The organism is Streptomyces sp. ADMS (assembly GCF_033441795.1).
In the GTDB taxonomy this organism is placed as follows: domain Bacteria; phylum Actinomycetota; class Actinomycetes; order Streptomycetales; family Streptomycetaceae; genus Streptomyces.
In genome coordinates, this window is sequence record NZ_JAVFVX010000075.1 from 17,991 (window position 1) to 38,033 (window position 20,043).

Annotated in this window: 19 protein-coding genes; 9 read left to right on the forward strand and 10 right to left on the reverse strand. The window is 68.8% G+C overall.

The genetic code is table 11. The annotated features are described in order from the left end of the window. Positions 1–76 precede the first annotated feature (76 nt). The 3 genes from pta to pyk all read left to right on the forward strand — a co-directional run bounded on the left by pta (position 77) and on the right by pyk (position 5,003). A complete protein-coding gene (gene pta / locus RB628_RS27695; RefSeq protein WP_318323237.1) occupies positions 77–2,212 on the forward strand; it encodes a phosphate acetyltransferase in 2,136 nt (711 codons plus the stop codon). After that, positions 2,209–3,441, forward strand: coding sequence for an acetate kinase (locus RB628_RS27700; RefSeq protein ID WP_318323238.1), 1,233 nt, complete (start codon positions 2,209–2,211; stop codon positions 3,439–3,441). The genes pta and RB628_RS27700 overlap by 4 nt, the downstream gene beginning before the upstream one ends. 131 nt (positions 3,442–3,572) lie before the next feature. After that, positions 3,573–5,003: a pyruvate kinase gene (gene pyk, locus RB628_RS27705; protein WP_318323239.1), complete on the forward strand. Its 1,431-nt coding sequence runs from the start codon at positions 3,573–3,575 to the stop codon at positions 5,001–5,003. A 161-nt stretch (positions 5,004–5,164) separates the two neighbouring features. Here pyk and RB628_RS27710 read toward each other — a convergent pair whose 3' ends face one another. The 4 genes from RB628_RS27710 to RB628_RS27725 all read right to left on the reverse strand — a co-directional run bounded on the left by RB628_RS27710 (position 5,165) and on the right by RB628_RS27725 (position 9,562). Next, a complete protein-coding gene (locus tag RB628_RS27710; RefSeq protein ID WP_318323240.1) occupies positions 5,165–6,556 on the reverse strand; it encodes a hypothetical protein in 1,392 nt (463 codons plus the stop codon). After that, positions 6,546–7,172, reverse strand: coding sequence for a DUF6114 domain-containing protein (locus RB628_RS27715; protein ID WP_318323241.1), 627 nt, complete (start codon positions 7,170–7,172; stop codon positions 6,546–6,548). The genes RB628_RS27710 and RB628_RS27715 overlap by 11 nt, the downstream gene beginning before the upstream one ends. 102 nt (positions 7,173–7,274) lie before the next feature. Then, entirely contained in the window at positions 7,275–7,910 is a 636-nt protein-coding gene (locus RB628_RS27720) for a DUF6230 family protein (RefSeq protein WP_318323242.1), read from the reverse strand. A 671-nt stretch (positions 7,911–8,581) separates the two neighbouring features. Next, the gene (locus RB628_RS27725) at positions 8,582–9,562 is read right to left on the reverse strand and encodes a tetratricopeptide repeat protein (protein ID WP_318323243.1); all 981 of its coding nucleotides are present in this window, start codon (positions 9,560–9,562) and stop codon (positions 8,582–8,584) included. 182 nt (positions 9,563–9,744) lie between these two features. Here RB628_RS27725 and RB628_RS27730 point away from each other — a divergent pair, with 182 nt between their 5' ends. Then, positions 9,745–10,455: a TetR/AcrR family transcriptional regulator gene (locus RB628_RS27730; protein WP_318323244.1), complete on the forward strand. Its 711-nt coding sequence runs from the start codon at positions 9,745–9,747 to the stop codon at positions 10,453–10,455. Between the two features lie 3 nt (positions 10,456–10,458). Here the strand turns inward: RB628_RS27730 and RB628_RS27735 are convergent, their stop codons facing one another. Both RB628_RS27735 and RB628_RS27740 read right to left on the reverse strand, forming a co-directional pair. Further along, entirely contained in the window at positions 10,459–10,797 is a 339-nt protein-coding gene (locus RB628_RS27735) for a DUF3817 domain-containing protein (RefSeq protein ID WP_318323245.1), read from the reverse strand. A 77-nt stretch (positions 10,798–10,874) separates the two neighbouring features. Beyond that, positions 10,875–11,384 (reverse strand): MarR family transcriptional regulator, encoded by a 510-nt coding sequence (locus RB628_RS27740; RefSeq protein WP_318323246.1) that lies wholly within the window; start codon positions 11,382–11,384, stop codon positions 10,875–10,877. Positions 11,385–11,577: 193 nt separating this feature from the next. On the opposite strand from RB628_RS27740, the gene RB628_RS27745 reads away from it, so the two are divergent. Further along, positions 11,578–12,597, forward strand: coding sequence for a glycoside hydrolase family 6 protein (locus RB628_RS27745; protein WP_318323247.1), 1,020 nt, complete (start codon positions 11,578–11,580; stop codon positions 12,595–12,597). Between the two features lie 6 nt (positions 12,598–12,603). On the opposite strand, the gene RB628_RS27750 is transcribed toward RB628_RS27745, so the two are convergent. The 4 genes from RB628_RS27750 to RB628_RS27765 all read right to left on the reverse strand — a co-directional run bounded on the left by RB628_RS27750 (position 12,604) and on the right by RB628_RS27765 (position 17,130). After that, positions 12,604–14,559 (reverse strand): kelch motif-containing protein, encoded by a 1,956-nt coding sequence (locus RB628_RS27750; RefSeq protein WP_318323248.1) that lies wholly within the window; start codon positions 14,557–14,559, stop codon positions 12,604–12,606. Positions 14,560–14,562: 3 nt separating this feature from the next. Next, on the reverse strand, positions 14,563–16,356 hold the full coding sequence (locus RB628_RS27755) for a cellulose synthase catalytic subunit (protein WP_318323249.1): 1,794 nt from the start codon (positions 16,354–16,356) through the stop codon (positions 14,563–14,565). A gap of 130 nt (positions 16,357–16,486) precedes the next feature. Then, entirely contained in the window at positions 16,487–16,780 is a 294-nt protein-coding gene (locus RB628_RS27760) for an MTH1187 family thiamine-binding protein (RefSeq protein ID WP_318323250.1), read from the reverse strand. Further along, positions 16,777–17,130, reverse strand: coding sequence for a DUF3817 domain-containing protein (locus RB628_RS27765; RefSeq protein WP_318323251.1), 354 nt, complete (start codon positions 17,128–17,130; stop codon positions 16,777–16,779). The genes RB628_RS27760 and RB628_RS27765 overlap by 4 nt, the downstream gene beginning before the upstream one ends. Before the next feature lie 204 nt (positions 17,131–17,334). On the opposite strand from RB628_RS27765, the gene RB628_RS27770 reads away from it, so the two are divergent. From RB628_RS27770 to RB628_RS27785, 4 genes are all read left to right on the forward strand, one after another. Next, the gene (locus RB628_RS27770) at positions 17,335–17,967 is read left to right on the forward strand and encodes an AIM24 family protein (RefSeq protein WP_318323259.1); all 633 of its coding nucleotides are present in this window, start codon (positions 17,335–17,337) and stop codon (positions 17,965–17,967) included. 1 nt (position 17,968) lies between these two features. Then, on the forward strand, positions 17,969–18,619 hold the full coding sequence (locus tag RB628_RS27775; protein ID WP_318323252.1) for an AIM24 family protein: 651 nt from the start codon (positions 17,969–17,971) through the stop codon (positions 18,617–18,619). Between the two features lie 38 nt (positions 18,620–18,657). Further along, entirely contained in the window at positions 18,658–19,413 is a 756-nt protein-coding gene (locus RB628_RS27780; protein WP_412180736.1) for an AIM24 family protein, read from the forward strand. A gap of 92 nt (positions 19,414–19,505) precedes the next feature. Beyond that, the gene (locus RB628_RS27785; protein WP_318323254.1) at positions 19,506–19,982 is read left to right on the forward strand and encodes a MarR family winged helix-turn-helix transcriptional regulator; all 477 of its coding nucleotides are present in this window, start codon (positions 19,506–19,508) and stop codon (positions 19,980–19,982) included. The last annotated feature ends 61 nt before the right edge of the window (positions 19,983–20,043 follow it).

Consider the following 20,043-nt stretch of genomic DNA (forward strand, 5'->3'; position numbering starts at 1 on the left):
GGTTCCGCTCGCACCGGTGGGCGATATTTGCGAGCGCCCGAACGATCAGTGAAGAGCAAGGAAACGGAGAGCACGCGTGACGACCCGCAGCGTGTACGTGACCGGGATCGACCGGGGCGACGGCCGCCAGGTCGTCGAGCTGGGAGTGATGGAACTCCTGACCCGGCAGATCGACCGGGTGGGTGTCTTCCGCCCCCTGGTGCACGACAACCCGGACCGTCTCTTCGAGCTGCTGCGCGCCCGCTACCGCCTCTCCCAGGACCCGGCGACCGTGTACGGCATGGACTACCCGGAGGCGTCCGCGCTCCAGGCCGAGCAGGGCACCGACGAGCTGGTCTCCACCCTCGTCGACCGCTTCCTGTGCGTCGCCCGCGAGTACGACGTCGTCCTCGTCCTCGGCACCGACTTCGCCGACACCCAGTTCCCGGACGAGCTGGCCCTCAACGCCCGCCTCGCGAACGAGTTCGGCGCGTCCGTCGTCACGGTCGTCGGCGGCCGCAACGAGACCGCCGAGTCGGTGCTCGCCGAGACGCGCAACGCGTACCGCGCGTACCAGGCGCTGGGCTGCGACGTCCTCGCCATGGTCGCCAACCGCGTCGCCCGCGAGGACCGCACCGCCATCGCCGAGCGCCTCGGCTCCCGCCTGCCCGTGCCCTGTTACGTCCTCCCCGACGAGCCCGCCCTCTCCGCGCCGACGGTCGCCCAGATCACCCACGCGCTCGGCGGCAGGGTGCTGCTCGGCGACGACTCGGGCCTCGCCCGCGACGCGCTGGACTTCGTCTTCGGCGGCGCGATGCTGCCCAACTTCCTGAGCGCGCTGACCCCGGGCTGTCTGGTCGTCACCCCCGGCGACCGCTCCGACCTGGTCGTCGGCGCACTGGCCGCGCACAGCGCCGGTACGCCGCCCATCGCGGGCGTCCTGCTGACCCTGAACGAGCGCCCCAGCGACGAGGTCCTCACCCTCGCCGCCCGCCTCGCCCCCGGCACCCCGGTCGTCTCGGTCGCCGGTAGCAGTTTCCCCATCGCCGCCCAGCTCTTCTCCCTGGAGGGGAAGTTGAATGCGGCGACCCCACGCAAGGCGGAGACGGCCCTCGGCCTGTTCGAGCGCCACGTGGACACGACCGAGCTCCTCAGGCGGGTCTCCGCACCCAGCAACGACCGCGTCACCCCGATGATGTTCGAGCACAAGCTCCTCGAACGCGCCCGCGCCGACAGGCGCCGGGTCGTCCTCCCCGAGGGCACCGAGGAACGCGTCCTGCACGCCGCCGAGGTGCTGCTGCGCCGGGGAGTGTGCGATCTGACGCTGCTCGGCCCGGTCGACGGCATCCGCAAGAAGGCCGCCGACCTGGGCATAGACCTCGGCGACTGCCAGCTGATCGACCCGCAGACCTCCGAGCTGCGGGACCGGTTCGCCGAGAAGTACGCCCAGTTGCGCGCCCACCGGGGCGTCACGGTGGAACTGGCCTACGACGTCGTCTCGGACGTCAACTACTTCGGCACCCTGATGGTCCACGAGGGCCTGGCCGACGGCATGGTGTCGGGGTCCATGCACTCGACGGCCGCGACGATCCGCCCGGCCTTCGAGATCATCAAGACGAGGCCTGGGGGTCCCCCCTCCGGGGGAGCGTCGATCGTCTCGTCCGTCTTCTTCATGTGTCTGGCCGACAAGGTCCTGGTCTACGGCGACTGCGCGGTCAACCCCGACCCGAACGCCGAGCAGTTGGCCGACATCGCCATCCAGTCGGCCGCCACCGCCGAGATGTTCGGCGTGGAGCCGAGGATCGCGATGCTGTCGTACTCGACGGGTACGTCGGGTTCGGGCGCGGACGTCGACAAGGTGCGGGAGGCGACGGAGCTGGTGCGCTCCCGGCGCCCTGATCTGCGTGTCGAAGGCCCGATCCAGTACGACGCGGCCGTGGAGCCGACCGTGGCCGCCACGAAACTCCCGGGCTCCGAAGTGGCGGGCCAGGCAAGCGTGTTGATCTTCCCGGACCTGAACACCGGCAACAACACCTACAAGGCCGTGCAGCGTTCGGCCGGTGCGATCGCGGTCGGCCCGGTCCTCCAAGGGCTGCGCAAGCCGGTCAACGACCTGTCCCGGGGCGCCCTGGTCCCGGACATCGTCACGACGGTCGCGATCACGGCGATCCAGGCCCAGACCACCGACTCGGTCCCCAGCCAGGTCCCCGCTCAGAAGGTGCCCCACCAGTGACCGCGACCCGCGTCCTCGTCCTCAACTCCGGCTCGTCGTCGGTGAAGTACCAGCTGCTCGACATGCGCGACAGCAGCCGGCTCGCCGTGGGCCTGGTGGAACGCATCGGCGAGGAGACCTCCCGCCTCAAGCACACCCCGCTGGCGACCGGCGGCGCACCGCGTGAACGCACGGGCCCGATCGCCGACCACGAGGCCGCCCTGAAGGCGGTGGCGGAGGAGCTGGCAAACGATGGACTCGGCCTGGACTCGACGGAGTTGGCTGCCATCGGTCACCGTGTCGTGCACGGCGGCCAGTCCTTCACCGAGCCGACGGTCGTCGACGACACGGTCCTCGCGGAGATCGAGCGCCTGATCCCGGTGGCCCCGCTGCACAACCCGGCCAACCTCACCGGCATCCGCACGGCCCAGGCCCTGCGCCCCGACCTCCCCCAGGTCGCGGTCTTCGACACCGCCTTCCACACCACGATGCCGGAGTCGGCGGCCCGCTACGCGATCGACGTGAAGACGGCCGACGAGCACCGCATCAGGCGGTACGGGTTCCACGGCACGTCCCACGCGTATGTGTCGCGGGAGACGGCGAGGCTGCTCGGGCGGTCACCCGGGGACGTGAACGTGATCGTGCTGCACCTGGGCAACGGGGCGTCCGCGTCCGCCGTGCGGGGCGGCAGGTGCGTGGACACCTCCATGGGGCTGACCCCCCTGGAGGGGCTGGTCATGGGTACCCGCTCCGGTGACCTGGACCCGGCCGTCATCTTCCATTTGGCGCGCGTTGGCGGAATGTCCACGGACGAGATCGACACTCTTCTCAACAAGAAGAGCGGCTTGATCGGCCTGTGCGGAGACAACGACATGCGGGAAATCCGCCGCCGTATCGACGAGGGCGGCGCGGACGCCCCGGCGGCCCGGCTGGCCTTCGACATCTACATACATCGCCTGAAGAAGTACATCGGCGCGTATTACGCGGTACTCGGCCGGGTGGACGCCATCGCCTTCACGGCCGGGGTCGGCGAGAACGCGGCGCCGGTGCGCGAGGCGGCGGTGAGGGGCCTGGAGGGCCTGGGCGTGGCCGTGGACGGCGCCCTGAACCTCGTACGGAGCCCCGAGCCCCGTCTGATCTCGCCCGCGGCCTCCCGGGTCGCGGTGGCGGTCGTCCCGACGGACGAGGAGCTGGAGATCGCGACACAGACGTACGCACTGGTAGGAACAGACAACCAAACGGACAACTGAAGACACTTAGCGGATATTGATGGGAGAGCCTCACCTGAGCGCTATCCCGCCCCTTTGTGTCCAGTCCGTGCCTTCTACGTCGTCCACCAGGCGGAATATTCCGAAGCGAAACAAACCGATAGGATCGCCCCATGCGCCGTTCGAAAATCGTTTGTACTCTCGGCCCCGCGGTCGACTCCCACGAAATGCTTGTCTCGCTGATCGAGGCCGGAATGAACGTGGCCCGGTTCAACTTCAGCCACGGCACGCACGCCGAGCACCAGGGCCGGTACGACCGGGTCCGGGCCGCCGCCAAGGAGACGGGCCGAGCGATCGGCGTCCTCGCCGACCTGCAGGGCCCCAAGATCCGCCTGGAGACCTTCGCCGAGGGCCCCGTCGAGCTGGTGCGGGGCGACGAGTTCGTCATCACCACCGAGGACGTCCCCGGTGACAGGACCATCTGCGGTACGACGTACAAGGGCCTGCCGGGTGATGTGTCGCGCGGCGACCAGATCCTGATCAACGACGGAAACGTCGAGCTGAAGGTCGTGGACATCGAGGGCCCGCGGGTGAAGTCGATCGTCATCGAGGGCGGTGTCATCTCGGACCACAAGGGCATCAACCTGCCCGGCGCGGCCGTGAACGTCCCGGCCCTCTCCGAGAAGGACATCGACGACCTGCGCTTCGCCCTGCGCATGGGCTGCGACCTGGTCGCCCTCTCGTTCGTCCGCGACGCCGGTGACGTGGCCGACGTCCACAAGATCATGGACGAGGAGGGTCGCCGCGTCCCGGTCATCGCCAAGGTGGAGAAGCCCCAGGCGGTGGACAACATGGACGCCGTCGTCGCGGCCTTCGACGGCGTGATGGTGGCCCGCGGCGACCTCGCCGTGGAGTACCCCCTGGAGAAGGTCCCGATGGTGCAGAAGCGCCTGGTGGAGCTGTGCCGGCGCAACGCCAAGCCGGTGATCGTCGCGACCCAGATGATGGAGTCGATGATCACCAACTCCCGCCCGACGCGCGCCGAGGCGTCCGACGTGGCGAACGCGATCCTGGACGGCGCGGACGCGGTCATGCTGTCGGCGGAGTCCTCGGTCGGCGCGTATCCGCTCGAAACGGTCAGGACGATGTCGAAGATCGTGGCAGCGGCGGAGGAGGAACTCCTCGCCAAGGGCCTGCAGCCCCTGGTCCCCGGCAAGAAGCCGCGCACACAGGGCGGCTCCGTCGCCCGCGCCGCCTGCGAGATCGCCGACTTCCTCGGCGGCAAGGGCCTGGTGGCCTTCACCAAGTCCGGCGACACGGCCCGCCGCCTCTCCCGCTACCGCGCGAGCCAGCCGATCGTCGCCTTCACCACGGACGAGGGCACCCGCAACCAGCTGGCCCTGAGCTGGGGCGTCGACTCGTACGTCGTCCCGTTCGTCAACAGCACGGACGAGATGGTCTCCCTGGTCGACCAGGAGATGCTGAAGCTGGGCCGCTTCAACGTGGGTGAGGTCGTCATCATGACGGCCGGCTCCCCGCCCGGCGTCCCGGGCACGACGAACATGGTCCGCGTCCACCACCTGGGCGAGGGCGAACGCGCCTGACGACGTGGCGCTTGTACGGCTGCGAGGGCGTCCCCTGGCGACAGGGGGCGCCCTCGGACGTCTGCACGAGGACGCGCACAGACCTGTGGCCCGGCCCCCGCATCAGCGGTACGGCCGGGCCTCAGGCCTCGGTGCGGCTCCCGAACAGGGGACGTGAGTGCTCAGGTCGTGTACTGGTGCAGGCCGGGGACTTTCAGCGTGCCCCCGAACTGGCCGGCCTGGATGACCTTCACGTTCGTGAAGTAGATCAGCGGGATGTTCAGCGGCGGGGGGTGCTCCGGGCTGAACGTCACCGGGATCAGGCCGAACAGGTTGCCGGAGATGCTCTCCGTGTACATGATCGTGTCGCCGTCGGTGATCGTGGACGTCGTGCCCTTGCCCGCCTGCACGTGGTAGGTCTTGCCGGACGTGTCGTCCTTGACCAACTGGTGCAGGTCGCCGATGTCCGTACCGCCGGAGACCACGTACTTGAGGACTTCCTTGACCGTGCCGTCGGCGGTGCGCACCTTGACGATGCCCTGGTAGTCCGCGCCCTTGAGCAGCAGTGAACTGGCCTGCAGGGTCCACGGTTCGGCAGGCAAGCGAATCGAGTTGTCGACGCCGCCCTCGTCCTCGGTGGCGACCGGGCAGTCGTCCGCGTCGATCGTCTCGCTCGCCGAGGGGCTCGGGGTCGCGGTGGCCTCGTCGGCAGCCTCCGTGGTGTCCTCGGCCGCCTTGGTCGTGTCCTCGGCAGCGTCATTGAGGACCTCGGTGACCTTCGCGGTCGAGTCCTTGACCGTGGTGGATTCTGTCGTGTCCTTGCTGTCGTCGGAGCCCGCCTCCGCGCTCGCCGCGGGTGACGCGGCCGGCGTCGGCGTGGCGCTCTCAGCGGTGTCGGTCGACTCGGTGGTCTCCGTCGACTCCGTGGAAGTGTCCGTCGTGGACGCCGTGTCCGCCGTGTCCGCCGACGAGTCGCTGTCGCCCGTGAAGAGGTCGACGATCGCGTCGCCGATGGTCTCCAGCAGGCCGCCGCTCTCCTCGGTGGCGCTCGCGCTCGCCGAGGGGGTGGGCGTGGCCGTGTCGCTGTCGCCGCCGGTGCTGCCACTGGACGTCGTCTTGCTCGCGGACGGGGTCGGCGTCGGCTCGGCCGGGTCGTCGGAACCTGAATCCGGCGAATCGTCCGAGGAACCGGAGTCCGAGTCCGTGGCGGTGGCCGAGGGGGACGGCTCCGTCGCCGTGTCCTCGTCGTCGGACGACGAGGAGGAGCTGGTGGATGCGGAGGGCGTCGCCACCGTGTCCGTACCGTCCTCGGTGCCGTCCAGCACCTCGACGCACTTCTGGTATTCGTCGGCCGTCAGACTCTTCGACGTCGGCTGGTCGTCCGCGTTGGCGAGCGTCGGCGTGAACCCCATGCCCATGAGCACCGCGGTCGGCATCGCCGCCAGGGCTATCGCCTTTCCGGCGGGCATATGGAACCTGGTGAACAGCGGCTTCCTGGGGGCCGCGTGCCGCGGCCCGGTTCTCCCGCGGGACCCGTCCACTTCAGTCCCGTGGGTCACCTCGTCAGCCGGCACTGTGCCTCCCGTTCGCCCCGTTCACCGGGCTCGTTCCTGACAGATCGTTCGGCTCGTACGGCTCGTTCGTCTCGTTCGACTTGCTCATGCTCAGTCCACTCGGCTCCGCCGCCGGGTCCGCCCTGTCGGTGGCCTCGCCGGCCGAAGGAGTTACGGGGGCCGCAGCCGCGGGGGCGCCATCGATGCTCTTGCCCACGGGCTCCCCGTACTTCGGCTCCGGTTCACCGGGCGCCCAGGCGATGGCCAGCGCGCCGCCGACCATGGCCAGCAGGAAGCCGATGACGAAGCCGCCGAAGTTGGAGACCGGGAGGGACACCAGAGCCAGCAGGATCGCGGCGGTGCCGGCGAAGGTCCGTACGTGCTTCTGGAACCAGAGGCTGATTCCGAGTACGACGAGCAGCACACCGATGATCAGCGACCCGGCGCCCGCCGTCGTCGACATCGCCATCGTCAGATGCCCGATTTGCAGGTCGAAGTACGGGAAGTACATGATCGGAAAGCCGCCGAGCAGGATGAGAAGTCCTGCCCAGAACGGACGGGCGCCCCGCCAGTCGCGGAACTTCCGCTTGAAGACGTGGAGATAGTGCTCGTCCTGCGCGGGCGACTCGGCGTTCATGGAAAACAGCTCCCTGGAGCGGTGTTGCCGTGATGAGTGTTATTGCGGGTGTAGGAGAGCGAACGGGCGGGGCACCATCGGGCCCCGCCCGTCACTGAGCGCCTAGTAGCACTCGGCTTTGGTGCCCTTCGACAGCTTCATCGAGAGGCCACTGAGCTTGAAGGTTCCGGCAGTGGTGGCCCACGCCGTCTGCTTCACACCGGTGAGCGTCGCCGAATCGGCCTGCTGGGCGAAGCCGAACTTGCTGGCCCGCCCCTCGTCGAGCTCCTGCTGCTTGACCTTCGGTCCCTTGGAGATGGAACCGGCGGCCACACCGATGTCGATGTTGCTGAACACCGCGTCGGCTTCGAGTTCCGCGACGTCGATGTACAGGTTCTCGGCCGCAACCGGGGTCCCGCCCCCGCCGGCTTCCAGCCGGAGAGTGACCGAACCCAGGACCGGGATGTTCGGCGTGACCACGGACTGGCACATGTTGGTGATGTCGGCAGTGGTGAACGCCGAGACCGCGACGGGGTTTATGGTCCCGCCGGGACCCACGTCAACCGCCCCGTACTGCGAGAACCCCTTGCCTTCGAGCAAGTCCGCCGTGACCTTGAAGTCCTGGCCCGACACACTGAACGAAGCGGCGAGAGCACCCTGCGCGAGGGCGACACCTATACATGCCGTAGCGGCAACGCTGGGCACCATGACCACAGCGAAACGCTTCCATCTTGTCCCGCCACGCACCTGGGACTGCATATTTCCTCCTTCTCGGACGTACATCTCCTGGCCCTGGCTGCCCCATGACGGCGGCTCAGCCGGGCAGGGATGGGAGAAGTGCTACGTCCTCGGTAAGGAGAGCGCCCGCGCTCGACGGCGCGAACAGCGCCCGAATCACCGGCGATCACCCCCGAGCGACAACCACTGGTCGCGCCTGACGCACATCACGCACAACCTTGCCGGACAGGCTCCACCAGAAGGCGAAGACCCCCCTGTCCGAGAGCCGGCGCCACTGCCGCCGACTCTGCCCGGTGGGGACCCAACAACTCCCGTCCGCCCGACTGGCTGTCGGTGTACGGGATAGGACCGAGCGACGCCGATCGTGGTGCATTCTCGCCGCCCGCACAAGGGGGTTCGTTACTGGCTAGTAACGGGCAGATAACCGAGCACCGACCCGCGGGTATCACGCGACAACGCTGGGTGGCCCTCAGAGGGGTGACAAACCGGCAGCTTCACGGCCCAAACCCGACAGCAGGACGCCTCTGACTTACTCCAAGTAACAGCGGCCGCAATTACCAAGATTTGGCAAAGTGCGGCCGCATGAGTACTCGATCGACAAATTCTTCACGCTGACAACACGCGTCATGGTGTTTAGCGACAGGTCAGACCACTGATCGAACGGCGACCCGCCGCCCACCCCGACCGACCGGTCAGAACAACGCCCGCGCCAGCGCCCGCCTGGCCGTCGCCACCCGCGGATCATCCGCGCCGACGAGCTCGAACAGCTCCAGCAGCCGCAGCCGTACGGCATCCCGGTCGTCGCCCGCCGTTCGCCCCACCGTCTCGATGAGCCGCCCGAACGCGTCCTCGACATGGCCGCCCACCAGATCCAGGTCGGCGGCGGCGATCTGCGCCGCCGCGTCCTGCGGCTTCTCGGCGGCGTCCTTGCGTACCTGCTGCGGGTCGATCCCCTGCACGCGCTGGAGCAACTCGGCCTGCACCAGCCCGAGTTTGGCCTCCGTGTTCCCGGGGTCGTCGCTCAGCACGTTCTTGTACGCCTGCACCGCGCCGCCCAGGTCCCCCGCGTCCAGGGCCTGCACCGCCGCTTCGAGAAGGGCGTCGTACGGTCCGACCGGGGCCTGGGGAGCGGCGGCGACAGGCCGGTCACCGGGTTCGGCGTCCGTGTCGACGACGAGGCCGGTGAGGCCGAAGCGCTGCTCGGCGACCTGCACCAGCTGGTCGAGGGTCTGCCGGATCTGCACCTCGCCGGCGGCGCCCTGGAAGAGCGGCAGGGCCTGGCCGGCGACGACGGCGAAGACGGCCGGAATCCCCTGGATGCCGAACTGCTGCATCAGCATCTGATTGGCGTCGACGTCGACCTTGGCGAGGACGAAGCGCCCGTTGTACTCGACGGCCAGGCGCTCAAGGACGGGGCTCAGCTGCTTGCACGGCTCGCACCACTCGGCCCAGAAGTCGATGACGACGGGCACCTCTGTGGACCGCTGCAGGACGTCGGGTTCGAACCCGGCCTCGTCGACATCGATGACGAGGTCTGTCGGGGAGACGGCCCCTCCCCCACCCTGCCGGGCGGCTTCGGCGCGCGCCTGCTCCGCCTTCGACTTGGCCTCCTGGGCCGCCTTAACCGCGGCGAGGTCGACGACCCCGCTCATGGACATGTTCCGTGGCTGCATGCGTCTATCCTCCCCCGTCCCGCGCTCACATGTGAAAGGCCCAGTGAAAAGGGACCCTGGTCGATGGGCACAGCTTTCGCTACGGGTCGTAGCGTAACGGCAGCCGTGGCCCCCTGTGAACCACTACCCGGTGATCTCCCTCACGACCGCTCAGGGCAGGAACGGCCGGTTATCGTCGTGTCATGCAGAGTCGCACCCCCGCCGGCCGCACGGGACGCCCCCGTAGCGTCGCCGCGGACGCCGCGATCCTGGCGGCGACCAGGGCAGCCCTGGTCGAACTGGGCTGGTCCGGGCTGACGCTGGGCGACGTGGCGATGCGCGCGGGGGTCGCCAAGACGACGCTCTACCGCCGCTGGCCCGGCAAGAACGAACTGGTCGTCGACGCGGTGGCGGCCCTCTTCGACGAACTGGAGCTGCCCGACCGGGGCAGCCTCGCCGCCGACATCGAGGGCGTGGTCCTCCAGTTCGCGGCGATCCTGGTACGCCCGGAGACGAAGAGCGGCCTGATGGCGGTGGTCGCGGAATCCACGCACGACGACGCCCTTCGGGAACGCATCCGAGCGTCGATCGTCGACCGCCAGAAGCGCCTGGTCCTGGAAGGCCGTCTGCGCGCCCAGCAGCGCGGCGAACTCCCCCCGGAAACCGGCCCGGAGGAGGCCGCCCGCACGGTGGACCTGATCTTCGACATGGTGGCGGGCGCCGTGGTGCACCGCACGCTGGTGAGCGCGGAGCCGGTGGACCCGGAGTGGGCGGAAGCGTTCACGCGGGTGCTGGTACTGGGGCTCAGCGGGAACCAGCAGGAAACGCGGGGAGGCCGGCAAACCGCCACCGGCCCTGCCTGCAGCGGCAGCGGCAGCGGCAGCGGCAGCGGCAGCGGCAGCGGCAGCGATTGACGGTTACGCCTTGGCGGCCACGGGAGCCTGCTCCGCGAGCTGCGCCGCCAGTTCGCGGCTGACCTTGCGCTCCACGAAGAACGCGGCTGTGGGGACGGTGCCGGCGAGCAGGACCCACAGCTGCTTACGGACCGGCCACTTCGCCTTGGCGCCAAGATCGAAGGCGAAGACCAGGTACACGATGTACAGCCACCCGTGCGCGATGCTCACGACCCGGGTGAAGTCCGCCGCGCCACTGATGTCCAGCACATACTTGGCGATCATGCTGAAGGTCAGCAGAACCAGCAGGACACCCGTGACGTAGGCCAGGACGCGGTAGCGGGTCAACACGCTCTTTTTCATGCGTACGAGCGTAACCACCGGTTTCCGGCGATCTTCCGGCGGCCCCGGCACCTGCTGCCCGCCGCTGACCTGCCGCCCTACTCCTCGTCGAAGTCGCTCGCCGCCACCCGCAGCGGCCGCAGCATCGCGAAGATCTCCGCGCACTCCTCCGCGTCGTACACACCGAGCCCGAAGTCCATCGCCATCAGGTCGCGGGTCGCCGCGTCGACGACCTCGCGGCCCTTCCCGGTGATCGTGGCGAGGGTGCCCCGGCCGTCGTTCGGGTTGGGGCGTCTGGCGACCAGACCCGACCTCACCAGGCGGTCCACGGTGTTCGTGACCGACGTCGGGTGAACCATCAGACGCTCGCCGATCTTGGACATCGGCAGCTCACCGGCCTTGGAGAAGGTGAGCAGCACCAGCGCCTCGTACCGCGCGAACGTCAGACCGTACGGCTTCACCACCGCGTCGACCTCCGCGAGGAGGATCTGCTGCGCGCGCATGATCGAGGTGATCGCGGCCATGGACGGGACGTTTCCCCAGCGCCGTTTCCACAGTTCGTCGGCGCGGGCGATGGGATCGAAGGGAAGACTGAGCGGCTTCGGCACGGCACCAGACCTTACCGGCCGGTCATATCGCGGTCAGCCCCGTCTCGCCCTTCGGGCCGGCCCGGCAGATCCCCTGGTCCGGTCGCCTCGGTGTCGCATCCGTGGCGCCAAGTCCACTTGTGCCACGATTGCTGACTGATCGTCACCGATCATCACCACCGACCCTGACCGTCACCTTGCCCAAGGGGGCAGCATGACCAGGCCGATCCGTACCCTCGCGGTGCTCGCGACGCTCACGGCGCTCGGGCTCGCGGCGGGCTGTGGTTCCGCGCCCGAGGTGCGTAAGGCGGCCGTCGTCACCGGCGCCACCAAGGCGGCCTCCGCTGTCGGTGCTCAGGTGTTCTGGGTCGACCCGGCCTCCCCCGCCACCCGCCAGGTCCGGCTCTGGCAGCGGCAGGGCCGTGACAAGGAGGCGCGGCTGCTGCGCCGGATCGCCGAGCAGCCCGCCGCACTGTGGCCGGCCGGCGACAACCCGGAGCCGGTGATCCGGGCCGCGACCGAGGCAGCGGCGCGGGAAGGGCGTACGACGCTTTTCGTGGCGTACAACATTCCGCACCGCGACTGCGGTCAGCACTCCGCGGGCGGGGCCGGCGGCGCGGACGCCTACCGGGCGTGGATCGGCCGGTTCGCGAAGGCCCTGGGGGACAGCCGGGCGCTGGTCGTCCTCGAACCGGACGCGGTCGCGCACCTCGTGGACGGCTGTACACCAGCCGAGTACCACGCCGAGCGCGAGCGCCTGCTCGGGGAGGCGGTCGCGCGGCTCAAGCGGCAGCCCCGGACGAAGGTGTACCTGGACGCCGGCAACCCGGACTGGATCGAGGAGCCGTCGAAGCTCGTCGAACCGCTGCGGCGGGCCGGGATCACGCGCGCCGACGGTTTCGCGCTCAACGTCTCCAACTTCCAGACGGACGCGGCCACCAGGAAGTACGGCGTCCGGCTCTCCCGCGAACTCGGCGGCAAGCACTTCGTCGTCGACACCAGCCGCAACGGGAACGGGCCGCTCGGCGGCGACCGCAGCCAGGCCTGGTGCAACCCGCCGGGGCGCGCCCTCGGCACCCGCCCGACCACCCGCACCGGCGAGCCCGCCCTCGACGCCTACCTGTGGATCAAGCGGCCCGGCGAGTCGGACGGCGAGTGCCGGGGCGGACCGGCGGCCGGGCGGTGGTGGCCGGAGTACGCGCTCGGGCTGGCCCGCAACTCCCTTACCCAGTAGGCCTGTTCACCTGACCTGCAGCCACTTCGCCTCCGACGGCGTCCCCTTCGCGTCCGTCACGAACAGCATGTACCAGCCGGGCGGCACGAGCGTTCGGTCCTTCGGTACGTCGACCGTCACCGAGGTCCGGTCCTTGCTGAGGGGGAGGTCGATGGAGCGCTGTTCGACGTCCGTCGTGTGGGTGACCGCGCTGGGGCGCATCAGACGGGCCTTCGACACCCGCTCGGGGTGGGCCGAGGCGAAGGTCGCGCGGCCGTGTTTGTCGGTCTCCTGGGGGCCGTCCCCGAGTACGGGGCGGTTCTTGCCGTTCCTGTGCAGCGCGGGCGGGGTGAAGATCTCCATCCGCTGCTCGAAGTGGCCGAGCTTGGTGTTCTGCTGGTCGTCGAAGAGCGGGTCGGAACCGAAGGTGGCGACCCGGCCGTCGGGCAGCAGCAGCGCCTCGGAGTGGTAGTTGCGGCCCACCTTCGGCGCGGCGGCCTCCCGGAAGGCGTTGGTTCCGGGGTCGTAGAACTGCGCCTTGAGGATGTTGCTGGCGCTGCGCCCCCGGTAGTCGCCGGAGCCGTTGGACGTGAACACCGTGTTGTCCGGCATGATCACGCTGTTCAGGTAGCGGGTGCCCTGGGGAAGGTCGGGGCCGGCCTCGAAGACCGGGTTGTCCTTCTTCAGGTCGACCACGGCCGTGCGGCGCGTCGACTTCTTCGACTCGCCGACGCCTCCGCCGCCCAGGATCATCACCTTCTGGTCCTGCGCGGGCGGGAGGAGGACGGAGGCGGAGGTCTCGGTCTTGTCGGCGTCCGTCAGGCCCGGCACCTTCTCGAAGGTGTTCTTCTCCAGGTCCCACAGGCCCGGCGCACGGCCCAGGTCGGCGGGCCCGTAGCCGGCGTTCGAGGCCGGGTAGAACAGCTTGCCGCCCCTGGTGAGGAAGAGGGCGGGGTAGGTGGGGAAGTAGCGCTTGGGGCCCGGCGTCCACTTCTTGGTCTTCGGGTCGTAGATCTCGTTGTCCCCGGGGTCGATCGCGCCGACGTCGTCGAGACCGGAGACGGCCAGGACCCGCCCGTCGTCGAGGCCGACGAGCGTCGGGTACCAGCGCGCCTTGTCCATCGGATCGACGGGGATGTACTTCTCGGCCTTCGGATCGAACTCGTAGGCCGCCCTGATCCCCTGGAAGTCCTGCTTGTCCATGGTGATCTTCTCGGAGAGCCCGTACGTGTTGTCCGCGTCCTCGCTCTTCAGGCCGACGATCTCGTACTGCGCCTGCTTGCCGGTGATCGACACGGGGCCGGCCTCGGCCGCCTCGACGAAGACCCGGGCCTCGCTCGCGACGACCTTCGTCACCCAGGGCTGCATGACCCCGGCCGCGTTGTACGTGATCTTCTGCGTGCGCCTGGCCTTGGGGACCGTGACGTCGAACTTGCTGACGTACTCGACCCCGGCGGGCGAGCGGAAACGGGTGCCCTTCTTCAGGACCATCGCCTTGTCGGGGTTCTCGTTCTTGACGCGCATCCCGCCGCCGGCCCGCTCGACCTCGCCGTCGAGGAGCTCGTAGCGGGCGGTGCCGCCGGCCACCAGGAGCCGCCCGTCGGGGAGTTGGGCGTGTCCTGCGCAGAAGAAGTCGTCGGGGGTGGCGATCTTCTTGAAGGTGTCCGTCTTCGGGTCCCAGAGGACGGTGTCGAACGATCCCTTGTCGAACTTCTTCTGTTCGTTCCCCGAGCCCGCGACGATCAGCACCTTGCCAGTGTGGAGCAGGGCCGCGTGGATGGCGTTGGTGCGGAACTTCTCGGGGATGTCGACCGCGCTCCAGGAGCCGTACTTCGCCTTGTACCCAGGTTGGGCGATCTTGTACTCGTGGTACTGCTCGCCGGCGAAGCCGAGCACGGCGGGGGCGTTGAGACCGGCGAGCAGGGCGACTCCTCCGATGCCCAGAACGGTCTTCTTGGTCTTCTTCGACGGCTGGTAGGGCATGGCCTAGCTGCCTCCTGTCGGGGTGCTGGAGACCGGGGCGACAGCGCTGGTCGCGAGCGCGGGTTCCTCGCGCTCCCTGCTCTCCTCGTGTTGCCTGCTCTCCGCGTTCTCCCTGCTCTCCGCGCGCTCGTTGCGCCGGGTGGCGATCCACACCGCGACCGGGGCCAGGGACACCGCCATGGCCAGGACGGCCCAGGTGCGCATGGCCACATGGGCGTGGTCGAGGTGGAAGGAGGCGACGAGTGAGACCGCGAGGAGCGTGGCCCAGAAGAGATGGATGCGGAAGGTGAGCAGCCGGTCGGGGCTGGCGTCCCCGCCCTTGGGCGTGACGACGAACCGGCTGGGGCGGCGCAGCAGGGCCGCGCCGAACGACTTCAGGTAGATCGGCGCGGAGAGCGCCGACATCGCCATACCGGCGAGCCCGCCGGAACCCTCGGGTTCGTGGGGCGAGACGTTGTGCCGCCGGTTCCACAGATAGAGCCCGATCTGGAGGGCGGCGGCGTCGCTGTAGAGCATCAGCCAGACGGAGGCCGTGACCTGGGTGCCGGAGGCCCCGAACCAGAGGAAGAGGAAGCAGCTCAGAATGCCGAGGAACCAGTTGACGGCGGTCATCGGGTAGTAGACGAGCATCAGGGTGTACGAGAAGAGCCGCCCCGGGGGCATGGTGAGGGGCGCCTTCCAGTACTGCTTGAAGAGCGTCTCGTACGTACCGCGCGACCACCGCATCTGCTGGGTGAAGAAGTCGGTCCAGGAGGCGGGCCCCTCGCCGACGGCGAGCACGTCCGGCGTGTAGACGGACCGCCAGTGGCGCCCGGTCCCCGGATTGCGGCGGCGGTGGAGTTCGAACCCCGTGGCCATGTCCTCGGTGATGGAGTCGTACAGCCCGCCGATCTGCTTGACGGCCGCGATGCGTACGACGTTGTTGGTGCCGACGAACATGGGGGCGCGGTAGCGGTTGCCGGCGCGCTGGATGAGCGCGTGGAAGAGGAACTGCTGCGACTCGGCGGCCTTGGTGACCGGGTGGGTGTAGTTGCCGTACACCTGGGGGCCGACGACGAAGGCGACGTCCGGGTCACGGAAGAAGCCCGTCATCCGCTCCAGGAAGTCGGGGAGCGGGACGTGGTCGGTGTCGACGGACGCGTAGAAGTCGTACTCGTCGCCGTGCATGGCGATCCACGCGTTGTAGTTGCCGTGCTTGGTACGGGCCTTGTGGACGCCCTTGGCCTGGTTCCACTCGGGCACCCCGTGCCGGCTGAAGTGCCGTACGCCCAGCTCGGCGCAGAGCGCCCTGGCCTGTTCGTCGTCGCCCTCGTCGAGAAGCCAGACGTCCATGGGGCCGGGGTGGTGGATGCGGGTCGCGCCTTCGAGGGTGGCGCGGACCATCGAGAGGGGTTCCTTGCCCGGGACGTACGTGGTGAGGAAGGCGACGCGGGTGCCGGACTCCGCCACGACGGGTACGGGGTCGCGGGCGACCATGGTGGCGTGGGCGATGGACGCCACGTTGACGACCATGAACAGCTCGATCAGCCCGATGGCCACGAGCATCGCGATGTCGAGACCGACCAGCCACTCGTCACCGCCCTCGCGCTCCACCCAGTGGGTGGGCCAGACGAGGTAGACGAGCAGGGCGCCGGTGAGGAGGGGCGCGAGGGTCATGAGCAGGACGGCGCGTATTCGGCGCGGCTCGCGGGAGAGGAGCGAGGTGTACCGCACCTGGTACGGCGATCCGGCCGGCACCTCGGTGAGCGGTCCGGCCAGCCGACTGTGGGTGTCGTAGTCATAGCCCTCCGGCCGCACAGCGCCCTCCAGTGATCGAACGAATCCGATATCCCCACAGAAATGGAGATATGGCGGCATGTCGAACTGGATGCGGCCAGGCGGGTTGATGTGCGCGGCCGGTTACCGGGTGAGGGTTACGGGGAGAGAATCACGGGGAGAGGTGGCGCTCCACGGTCTCCACCTTGGAGGTCAGGCCGTCGGTCACCCCGGGGCGGATGTCCGCCTTGAGGACGAGGGAGACGCGCGGTGCGCGTTGTTCCACGGCGGCGACGGCACGCCTGACGACGTCCATGACCTGGTCCCAGTCGCCCTCGACGGACGTGAACATCGCGTCGGTGCGGTGGGGGAGCCCGGATTCGCGGACGACACGGACGGCGTCGGCGACGTACTCCCCCACGTCCTCGCCGACGCCGAGGGGCGTCACGGAGAAGGCGACGATCATGCCTTGAACGCCTCTTCCTGGCGGACCCGGGAGGCGATCGCCGCGTTGACCGCGTTCTCGGCCTCGCGGCGCAGCCTGCGCTCGGCGAAGAAGCCGCCGGCCGGGAGGACGGAGAGGACGAAGTAGAGGGCCGCGGTCTTCAGAGGCCACTTGGCGCGATTCCAGGCGTCGGCCCAGAAGATCACGTAGAGGACGAAGAGGATGCCGTGGACCATCCCCATCACGGGCACCGCGTTGAAGTCCGTGGTCCGCTTCAGCACCGAGCAGACCAGCAGGAGGAGGAAGGAAACGGCTTCGGGGGCCGAGACCAGGCGCAGGCGGCGGAGGGCGGAGGCGGTCTTGATGTCCACGGGTCACCTTCGGTGGGTCGTTTTACGATGGGGTCACTTTGTGAATGGACGCACAAACGCTCGCCCATTGTGGCATTCGAAGCTCGGGCCCCCAGGGCGGGGGTGCGGACAGGGGGTGGGCCCTTAGGGGGAGGATCAGGGGCGATCTCCACCTTCCGGATCTGTTGCCAGGGGTGCCCGGGGGGCTACCTTCGCTCCGTGGCGATGTTTCGACTTCAAGGCAGCAAGGTGCTGGCCATCGACATGACCGGGGACGCCGTGAAGGCGAAGAACGGCTCGATGGTGGCGTACGACGGCCAGATGAACTTCAAGAAGCTCAGCGGCGGCGGTGAGGGCATACGGGGGATGGTCACCCGGCGGATCACCGGCGAGCAGATGACCCTGATGGAGGTGAAGGGACACGGAACGTGCTGGTTCGCCGACCGCGCCTCCGAGATCAACCTCGTCGGCCTCCAGGGGGACAAGCTGTACGTCGAGTCGAGCAACCTGCTGGCTACCGACTCGGGCCTGCGCACGGGCACGTCCTTCACCGGGATGCGCGGGGCCTCGCAGGGCAACGGTCTGTTCACGACGACCGTCGAGGGGCACGGTCAGGCGGCGATCATGTCGGACGGGCCGGCGGTGGTGCTGCGCGTGAGCCCGCAGTTCCCGCTGACGGTCGACCCGGGGGCGTACATCGCGCACCAGGGCAACGTCCGGCAGTCCTTCCAGTCCGGAGTGACGTTCCGCACGCTCATGGGCGAGGGTGGCGGCGAGGCCTTCCAGATCCGCTTCGAGGGCGACGGCCTGGTGTACGTCCAGCCCAGTGAGCGCAACACGATCGCCGGGGATGTGTGACATGCCCTTCCGTGAGATCAACTCCAAGATGGTCGAGGCGACGGTCATGCCCGGCCAGCGCATGTTCAGCCAGCGCGGGGCGATGCTCGCCTACAAGGGCGAGGTGTCCTTCACGCCCAACACACAGGGCGGCCAGGGCGGGATCATGTCGATGATCGGCCGCCGGGTCGCCAACGAGGCCACGCCGCTGATGACTGTCGAGGGCAGCGGCACGGTCCTCTTCGGGCACGGCGGCCACCACATCCAGGTCATCAACCTCACCGGGGACACACTGTGCGTCGAGGCGGACCGCCTCCTCGCCTTCGACGGCACGCTCCAGCAGGGCACGATGTTCATGGGCTCGCAGGGCGGCGTCATGGGCATGGTCCGGGGGCAGGTGACGGGCCAGGGACTGTTCACCACCACCCTCAAGGGGCACGGCGCGGTCGCCGTCATGGCCCACGGCGGGGTGATCGAGGTGCCGATCACCCCCCAGCGCCCGGTCCATGTCGACCCACAGGCGTACGTCGCGCACCATGGCGACGTCCGCAACAAACTGTCGACGGCGCTCGGCTGGCGCGACATGGTGGGCCGCGGCTCGGGCGAGGCGTTCCAGCTGGAGCTCAGCGGCAGCGGTGCGGTGTACGTCCAGGCGTCGGAGGAGAAACTGTGACCACCCACCCGGGCGCCGGGCCCGTCGTCCACGATCCGATGACGCTGCCGTCCGACGACAACGTCAACAGCTACACCTTCTGCGTGGAGCTCAAGGGGAGCCAGTGGTTCCTGCAGAAGGGCAAGATGATCGCCTATTACGGGTCGATCGACTTCAACGGCGTCGGACACGGCCGTCTGGACCGACTTGTCCGTACGTCGTTTCATTCGCCTCTGCACGCGAGCGACTGGGTCGTCGCCGAGGGTTCGGGCAAGATGCTGCTCGCCGACCGGGCCTTCGACGTCAATTCGTACGATCTGGAGAACGGCAATCTGACCATTCGCTCGGGCAACCTTCTCGCTTTTCAGCCAAGTCTCGCGCTCAAGCAGTCGATCGTGCCGGGCTTCCTGACCCTCATCGGTACGGGCAAGTTCGTGGCGGCGTCGAACGGCCCGGTGGTGTTCATGGAGCCGCCGATCAGGGTGGACCCGCAGGCACTGGTCGGCTGGGCCGACTGCCCCTCCCCCTGCCACCACTACGACCATGGGTACATGACGGGCCTGATGGGCGGTCTACGTGCGATGACGGGCCTCGGCGGGGCCTCCGGCGAGGAGCACCAGTTCGAGTTCGTGGGGGCCGGCACGGTGCTGCTCCAGTCCACGGAGACGCTCATGGCCGAGCAGGCCACGGGAGTGGTTCCGCACGAGCCCGGAGTATCCGGAGGCGGCGGCGCCCCCACAGGCCATCCACAGCAACCGGGCGCACCGCGCCTTCCCGGACAGCTCGGCGACCTCCAGCGTCGCTTCGGGCTGTGAGCGGTAGTCTGCGGAGTGTGACGTCGAACATGTGCGCGCCGTCACGCCACCCTCACTAGTTCGCCTTTCAACCTTTTAGGTAGACTTCATTCATGGAGACCGAGACGGCCACAAGCTGGCTGACCGACGCGGAGCAGTGCGCCTGGCGCACCCACCTGGAGGTCAACAGGTTGTTGGCATACCAGCTCGAAAAGGACCTGCAACCGTTCGGCCTGACGATGAACGACTACGAGATCCTGGTGAACCTCTCCGAGTCGGAGGACGTCCGGATGCGGATGAGCGACCTCGCGTCCGCGACCCTCCAGTCCAAGAGCCGGCTCTCCCACCAGATCACCCGCATGGAGAACGCGAACCTGGTCCGCCGCGAGAACTGCGAGTCCGACCGGCGGGGTCTTTACGCGGTGCTCACCGAGCAGGGCATGGAGACGATGAACAAGGTCGCGCCCCATCATGTGGCGTCCGTGCGGCGGCACTTCATCGATCTGCTGCCCCCGGAGGCCCTGACCGAGCTGGACAAGTCACTCCGGCCGATCGCGCAGCACCTGCGCGGCCAGCGGGGCCGGCCGTAGCGAACCGAGACTCTGCTGCGCAATTCCTCGGGGCCGCTGGACTGCACTCCGCGACCTGCGG